The 6,739-nt window shown below is 69.7% G+C and carries 9 protein-coding genes; 6 read left to right on the top strand and 3 right to left on the bottom strand.

Translation table 11 applies throughout. The features are described 5' to 3' along the window. The first annotated feature begins 244 nt into the window (after positions 1-244). The 5 genes from ACYVKZ_RS20535 (at position 245) to ACYVKZ_RS20515 (ending at position 2,925) form a co-directional block, all read left to right on the top strand. A complete protein-coding gene (locus ACYVKZ_RS20535) occupies positions 245-1,078 on the top strand; it encodes a ParA family protein (RefSeq protein WP_460994311.1) in 834 nt (277 codons plus the stop codon). Beyond that, on the top strand, positions 1,075-1,788 hold the full coding sequence (locus ACYVKZ_RS20530; RefSeq protein ID WP_460994309.1) for a ParB family protein: 714 nt from the start codon (positions 1,075-1,077) through the stop codon (positions 1,786-1,788). Before ACYVKZ_RS20535 ends, ACYVKZ_RS20530 begins: the two co-directional genes overlap by 4 nt. Positions 1,789-1,912: 124 nt before the next feature. After that, complete coding sequence (locus tag ACYVKZ_RS20525) at positions 1,913-2,194, top strand: hypothetical protein (protein WP_460994307.1); 282 nt, start codon at positions 1,913-1,915, stop codon at positions 2,192-2,194. 156 nt (positions 2,195-2,350) lie between these two features. Next, complete coding sequence (locus ACYVKZ_RS20520) at positions 2,351-2,551, top strand: ribbon-helix-helix protein, CopG family (protein WP_460994304.1); 201 nt, start codon at positions 2,351-2,353, stop codon at positions 2,549-2,551. Beyond that, positions 2,548-2,925 carry a type II toxin-antitoxin system death-on-curing family toxin gene (locus tag ACYVKZ_RS20515; protein WP_460994302.1) on the top strand — a complete coding sequence of 126 codons (378 nt, stop codon included), beginning with the start codon at positions 2,548-2,550 and terminating at the stop codon, positions 2,923-2,925. Before ACYVKZ_RS20520 ends, ACYVKZ_RS20515 begins: the two co-directional genes overlap by 4 nt. A 74-nt stretch (positions 2,926-2,999) precedes the next feature. Here the strand turns inward: ACYVKZ_RS20515 and ACYVKZ_RS20510 are convergent, their stop codons facing one another. Continuing rightward, entirely contained in the window at positions 3,000-3,137 is a 138-nt protein-coding gene (locus ACYVKZ_RS20510; protein WP_460994313.1) for a hypothetical protein, read from the bottom strand. 702 nt (positions 3,138-3,839) lie between these two features. Between ACYVKZ_RS20510 and ACYVKZ_RS20505 the strand changes: the two genes are divergently transcribed. Further along, positions 3,840-4,781, top strand: coding sequence for a pilus assembly protein TadG-related protein (locus tag ACYVKZ_RS20505; RefSeq protein ID WP_460994300.1), 942 nt, complete (start codon positions 3,840-3,842; stop codon positions 4,779-4,781). A gap of 343 nt (positions 4,782-5,124) precedes the next feature. On the opposite strand, the gene ACYVKZ_RS20500 is transcribed toward ACYVKZ_RS20505, so the two are convergent. Then, positions 5,125-5,577 (bottom strand): ester cyclase, encoded by a 453-nt coding sequence (locus ACYVKZ_RS20500; RefSeq protein WP_460994299.1) that lies wholly within the window; start codon positions 5,575-5,577, stop codon positions 5,125-5,127. A 9-nt stretch (positions 5,578-5,586) separates the two neighbouring features. Beyond that, positions 5,587-5,982, bottom strand: coding sequence for a RidA family protein (locus tag ACYVKZ_RS20495; RefSeq protein WP_460994297.1), 396 nt, complete (start codon positions 5,980-5,982; stop codon positions 5,587-5,589). Positions 5,983-6,739 lie beyond the last annotated feature (757 nt).

Genomic DNA, 6,739 nt, shown 5'->3' with positions numbered 1-6,739 from the left:
AAATGCCCGCAAGGCTGGCCGGCCCCTCGTGGGGTCGGATGCGCGCTGTGCTGGAAATGCCAGCACTTACGGCACGGCGGGCAATACCAGCCATTCGGGCATTGCCAGCGGCGTGGCGGCCCGACGTCGACCGCGAGCGGTAGGTATCTTGAGGGGGACAGTCAGCCGGCTGCGTTGAAGGGCCCCGCGTTACGCGCGCGCGAAACGGGGCCGAAGTGTTTGCTCTATCCGGGAGGACGAGACGATGACCGCACGCGTCATAGCGGTATGCAACCAGAAGGGCGGTGTAGGCAAGACGACGGTCGTCTCGTGCCTTGCCGAAGCCTTCGCCCACGTCGAAGGGAAGAGGGTCCTCGTCATCGACGCCGACCCCCAGTTCAACAGCACCACCGCCCTCGGGGTCGAGGTCGACGGCGATGAGCCAAAGCTCACGTTGAACGATGTGCTCTACGGAGACCCCCAGAACGGCCAGAAGATCCAGCCGGGAGTTGCCCGCGCCGCCATCACCGCCGCAGGGGAAGGGTGGGGGCCTGAAGGCCACGGCGACAGCGCCCAGACCATCGACGTGATCCCCGCGGAACGTGCCCTCTTCGCCCGCGAGTTGGACAACATGCTCGCCCGGGAACGCCGCCTCAAGACGGCCCTCTCCGGGGTCACCGACGACTACGACGTGGTGCTCATCGACTGCCCGCCGTCGCTCGGCCTCCTCACCATCAACGCCCTCACCGCCGCAACCCACGCTCTCCTCATCTCGGAGGCCCGGGCCAGCTCCGTCGACGGACTCCGGGAGATCGTCACGACCATATCCGAGGTGCAGGAGCAGCTGAACGACCGCCTCGAGATCGCCGGCGTGGTGATGAACAAGATCCAGAAGAGGTCCGACATCGAGTTCTGGGTCGACCGCGTGAAGGGAGGATTCGGCGAGAAGCTGCTCGAGCCGCTCCTGCCGTTCCGCGAGCCCTACGCTAAGGCCCAGGCTCACAAGATCCCGCTGTCCGCGCTCGGATCCGAAGGAAGGATCCAGCGGCTCATCACCGCGGACCTTGCCCGCAACGTCTGGAAGGCCACCGCTTCGTGAACAGGACACCCCCAACCCGGGGCGACCTGTCCGGCATCGTCCTGACGAAGGCGCCGAAGCGCAGCCTCGTCGCGGACATCGCCGCCCGCCCCGCCACCGAGGACCCGGAGGAAGTGATCCTCGAACCCCGGCCGACGCCGGAGCCAGCGCAGCGCGCCGAGACAGCGGCGGACACCGCGCCGTCCTCCGCCCAGGCTTCCCACGTGAGCCCAGCGCCCATGGACACAGCCGCAGCGGCCCCGCCGGCCCAGCAGGCACCTGCCCCGGCTCATGACGCCACGCAACCCCCCGCGCCCGAGCCGGCCGCCCAGACGGCCCCGGAGGCGCCCCCTGTCCAGAGCGCCCGAGTCCTGGCAGACTCGCTACCGGGACGGCCAGCGCAGCAGGCCCCGTCCGCCCCGGCCCCGCAGTATCAGGCGCCCCCGGCCCCGCCGGTGGCGGCACCCCAGCCCGCCCAGCAGGAGCCCCCTGCCCGGAAGCGCGTCGCCGACACGAAGATGAAGCAGACCATCCGCATGGACGAGGCCGACAACAAGCGGGCCAAGCGCGCCTTCAACGCGACCCGCCACCTGCACGGGCTCAGGAACTGGGAGGACTTCGTCGCCCGCGCGCTTATGAAGGAGGTCCTGAACCTCGAGGAGAAGTACAACGAGGGCCAGGAGTTCCACGCGACCGAGGAACTCCCGAAGGGGCGCCCGCTCAACATGTGAGCGACTGGCGGAGCGCATCACGCGTTGAGGGTGCGCTCCGCCCGCTCCACCAGACGCCGCTCCCGGGCGCTGCGGACACGGGCCACAGGGCCCTGAGTCGGTTGGCGAGGCCAACGCCGCGGCCATGGCCGCGGACTTCGGGTGCGTGAGCGAGTACGCCCTGTACCGGGTCGAGGACGCCGACTCGGCCCCCGTGGCCGATGTCAGGAAGGGCCGCACGCTCCGGGGTGGCCCGCTGGTCGAGGGCACGACGCTGGACGCCGCCCGCACCGCAGCGACTGCCCGGCCCGCGCCCACCGCACCACAGCCGGACTCGGCCGCTCCCGCTGACCCGACTCCTGCAGCCCCTCCGGGGATGAACCCGATGCGCGCACCCCGTGACCCCGGCCCACCACTACCCGAGTAGCGGCGCCTCCAACGTCTCGACCACAACGGGGACGTTCGCGCGGAGGGCCCGGCACCCGTGCGTCGGCGGAACGCTGAAGAGTATGGGCCCGCTACGGCTGGGGAGCCCGGACCCGATGCGCTGGTGGTACCAGCTTGGTACCATCGGGGTATGGCCATGACACTCAGACTCCCGGAGGACCTGGACCGCGAGCTGGACCGGCTCGCTGCCGAAGGCCACACGTCGAAGAGCGCGCTCGTGGTCGAGGCCGCGCGGCAGCTTGTCCAGCGCAGCCGCCGCGAGGCCCTGATCGAGCGCGGATTCCAGTTCGCCCTCTCGCACGACCAGGAGGCGCTCCAGCGGCTGGCTGACGCGTGAGCGTCTTTCTCGACCTCGACGAGGCGCTCGTCCTCGTCGAGAGGATGGGGTTCCACGTGCGCGACGCCGGCCTGCTTGGTTCGGCCCTCGCCCGGCCGGCAACGACGGTCCTCGGACAGCCCGCCTACCCCACGCTGTCCCTCCAGGCGGCTGCCCTGCTCGAGTCCGCTACCCGGAACCATCCCCTCATCGACGGCAACAAGCGCACCGCCTGGGTGCTGGTCGTCGTCTTCCTCGCCATGAACGGAGCGGAGCACGACATGCGTCCCGACCAGGTGTTCGACCTGGTCGTGGGCGTCGCCGAAGGCGGAATCGCGCTGAAGGAGTCCGCCCAGACCGTCGCTGCCCACCTACGCTCAGCCGACGCCCGATAACCCCCGCGGGTCCACCTGCCCGGCCCAACGGGCCCCAGCGCCACCGGCGAAGAGCACCCCAGGCCGCGCCCCGTTCACACAGTTCCTCGCCCTATCTCACGAAGGATCCTAGCCACGACCCCGAACCCGGTCAGCCAGTCCAGTACGTCTCGGTAGCCGGTAGCAGTGGCGGGGAACGACCTGTCCCCGAGACGTCTGCCTGTGCCATCCAGGGCGACGACATGGTGGGTGTCTGCGTGTGCGTCGATCCCCGGTGACGATGGTTGCTTGCGATATGTCCACGGTGCTGCTCATGCTGGAGATGTCTCCCTTCGAGAAGGGATGACCTCGCCGGGCTGGGCGGAACAACAATGACGAGTCATCGGTCGAGCAAGGTCCTATGAAGTCACGTCCCGTCCGGTCCGGCCACCCAGAACCTAGGCGCGGACCCCGGGCCGGGCCGACCAGTCGGAGTCAGGACAGCACCCCGAAGGGGCGTCAGTTATTCAGCAAGCCAGACCCGGCCGGAGCCGCAACCCCATCTTCATTGTTATTCGGACAGTCCCAAGCCCGGATGGCAGGGCAGCGGCCGTGCTCGGCGGAGCCAAGGCCTTGGGCACCGGGGGGCGGACGCCGCCCGGGCCTCGGAAGGGCGGTCCGTGGAAGTGAGTGAGTACCTGCCAAGTGGCGGGTCCCCCAGGAAACGGGTACAGGTTCGCATGGTGCCGTTTCGGAAGCCCATGCGACATTTGGCCCCAGGACAGCGCGAGCCCGCCCAAGAAGGCCGTGCCGGGGACAGGGGGACAGGGATGGCCAGGACCGACAGACCGTTCGACGGCACCGGGGAACGATTCGGTTCCGGCAAGGCCGGTGCCGCTGCCCCGCGGCCCGGGGAAGGCGGTGGCTTGCCGGCCGCGGTGCAGCAGGCGTTGCACGTGGGACGTCCACGGCCGGACGAACGCGGTGCCATCGCCGTTATGGTGGCGGCGCTGATGGTCGTCCTCCTCGGGTGCGCAGCCTTGGCCATCGATGTCGGCGCCATGGCCGCGAAGAAGGCCGAGCTGCAGAACGGGGCGGACGCGGCGGCCCTGGCCATCGCCGCCGACTGCGCCCAGAGCGGCCTGGGCACCTGCCAGGGACGCGCCGGCACAACGGCCCAGACCTACGCGGATGCCAACAGCAAGACCAACCTCGCTGCCGCGGACGCCCCCGTCCTCGGCGCGGGCACCGTGGATGTCACCGCCAGGGCGGCCGACGCCTCGGGCCTGGGCATGCCCACCTTCTTCGCCCAGATCTTGGGCATCAGTCGGGTGAATGTCAGCGCAACAGCCAGCGCCGCCTGGGGCGGACCCTACGCTGGAACCGCCGCCGTGCCCGTGACCTTCTCCGAATGCCAGTTCGACCTCTCCGGCACGGTCCAGGTCCTCGAGATCCACGGGTCCAACAGCTGCCGCGACTCCAGCTCCGGCCAGATCATCCCGGGCGGATTCGGCTGGCTCGTCTCCAACACCGGCTCCTGCGGTGTGACGGTCACGCTGGCGAATCCGACGATGGGCTCCAAACCGGGCAACAGCGAACCAGACGGCTGCAGCCCTGTCTTCGCCTCACTGCAGAACCAGGTCATCCTCCTGCCCGTGTTCGACAACGCCGCCGGGAACGGCGCCAACGGGTGGTTCCACATCAAGGGCTTCGCCGCGTTCCAGCTCACCGGCTACAGATTCCCCGGTGACTCCTGGAACAACACCGGGACGCCCTCATGCACCGGCTCCTGCTTCGGCCTCATCGGCAAGTTCGTCCGGTACATCGGTCCGGATGCCCAGGGCTTCACGCCAGGCGGCCCCGACCTCGGCGCCGAGCTCGTCAGGCTCACCAGATGACTTCTCCCGACCCCAGAGCCGGACACGCACCCCGGACGCGGCGCAGCAGCGGGACTGTCCGATTCTGGCGCGGCGGGCGGTTGGGCTGATTCTGCCTTCGAAGGCAAAGGCGAAGGCAAAGGCGTTCAGAGCCGGCTTCCACGTGGTGGCCCAGTTGTACCGGGGGCGGGCCGGCGCCGATGAGGATCGACTCGATCGCCTCGGGCACGCCGTGGCCGCGGATCTCCTCCGAGCCGAAGCGCGCCGCTGCCTGTCTTCCGAAGGAGGGCCGTGTTCCGTCTGCGTTCGCGAAGGCGTTCCGCGAAGGGCAGGGTTCAGCCTGCATGCTGCCGGGCCCTCGGGGTCACGGACTGCCGAACCCCAGCCCGACCTCGCCGAGCGCCGCGTCGAGGGTGCCTTCTCCCCAGCTCTCGGCGATCCGGCCGGCCTCGAACCGGAAGATCTCGTTCTCGGTCCAGGACAGGGTCTTCCCGGTGGCCGCGCGCCCGGGGAGGTCTCCGGTGTGCGTCGCCCGCCCGCGCAGACGCACGGCGACCAGGTCGCCTTCGCCGATCAGCTGCTCGATCTCCAGGCGGGCGTCGGGCAGGGCCTGGAGCAGGGCGGGCACTGCGTTCAGCAGCGCCTCGTACCCATGTTCGGGATCGGGGCCGTCGTGGTCGATGAAGTGCGGGGAGAAGGTCTCTTCAGCGGCCTGGCGCATCCTCTGGGCGTCGGTGCCGCCGCGGACCGCGTCGGTGAACCAGCGCCGCACGGTCTCCTTGTTCGCCTCGGCTGTCATCGGTGCCTCCTGGGTCATCGGTTCCTCCTATGAGTGAGGGCTCGGATCTGGCACGAATGCCACTGCATCGATTTCCACGTGGGCGCCCAGGAGCAGCCCGGCCGCCTGGACTGTGGTGCTGGCGGGCAGGTGTTCCCCGAAGGCCTGCCTGATGGCGTTGAGGTAGGACCCGACTTCGTCCAGGGATGTCAGCGCTGCGGTGATCTTGACCACGTGCCCGGTGTCGCCTCCAGCCTCGTGCACGGCCCCGAGCACCCGGGCGAACGCCTGGGCAGCTTCGGCGGCAATGCCGCCGGGGACCAGGGCGCCGTTCTCGTCCAGGCCCAGCTGCCCGGCGACGAAGATCCATCTCCCAGGGCCTTGGACGCTCACGGCCTTGCTGAACGGCAGGCCGCTCCCGCCCGGTATACGTTCGATCCCCACGCAGCACCTCCATACCCTCGGCCGTGGAGTCCCGCGGCGGTCCCACGAGCGCGCCGCCTGCTCGCAGGCACCTGTCCTGTTCCCATGATGGTAGGAGCGCATCTCCCCGGATGTCAGGCCTGAGCCCCCGGGAACTAGCTCGCTTCCCTTCCTTCGGGCCGTCGCGGGCCTCTGGCATTCGCATGTTCCGGCAAGCCGGGGCTGTCGACGAGGGCCTCGGCTAGGGTACTGCGGATCTGGTCGTGCAGGGTCCTCTCCTCCGGGCAGTGCCACCAAGGCGGTGCAGGCCGTGCAGAGAGCGCCCGAGGGAGCCACGCCAGATGACCGAGAGCAGTACCCCGAACGACCGGACCATCGCCCACGCCAGAAGGCACCGAGCCCGAAATTTACAGGAAATTGCCAGCTTCTTATTCCCCGGGATCGTTCCGACAGTTGTTTGTGGAGACCTAGTCTGGCCTGTGAATCAGCTGTGAAAGCCGACTCTGAGGCTGGATCAGGGGCATAGTGCCTCGAGCCGGCCCGGGGCGGCCATCGACGAGCGGCAAGGCATGGGCGGACCGGGGACCCGACCGCCGCGCTCCCCGAAGACGGATCAGAGCCCGGCCCGCACCGACTCCTCCTCCCCGCCCCGGGGCTCGAGCCCCGGGGCGCGGTACGACCGCGCACTGAAAGGCACCGATGACCACCTCCGCTCGGGCAGCCTCCCGCCCGCTCTCCTCGCTCCTGCGCCAGGCCGTCACGGACGCGGACGGGCACC

It is taken from the genome of Sinomonas soli, from assembly GCF_054782415.1.
This window is presented reverse-complemented; position numbering and strand designations above follow the sequence as displayed.

Excerpts from the sequence above, each read along its gene's own strand:
- ACYVKZ_RS20525 (WP_460994307.1), top strand. The coding sequence starts at position 1,913 with ATGGCCGCGGACTTCGGGTGCGTGAGCGAGTACGCCCTGTACCGGGTC.
- ACYVKZ_RS20535 (WP_460994311.1), top strand. The coding sequence starts at position 245 with ATGACCGCACGCGTCATAGCGGTATGCAACCAGAAGGGCGGTGTAGGC.
- ACYVKZ_RS20500 (WP_460994299.1), bottom strand. The coding sequence starts at position 5,577 with ATGACCCAGGAGGCACCGATGACAGCCGAGGCGAACAAGGAGACCGTG.
- ACYVKZ_RS20520 (WP_460994304.1), top strand. The coding sequence starts at position 2,351 with ATGACACTCAGACTCCCGGAGGACCTGGACCGCGAGCTGGACCGGCTC.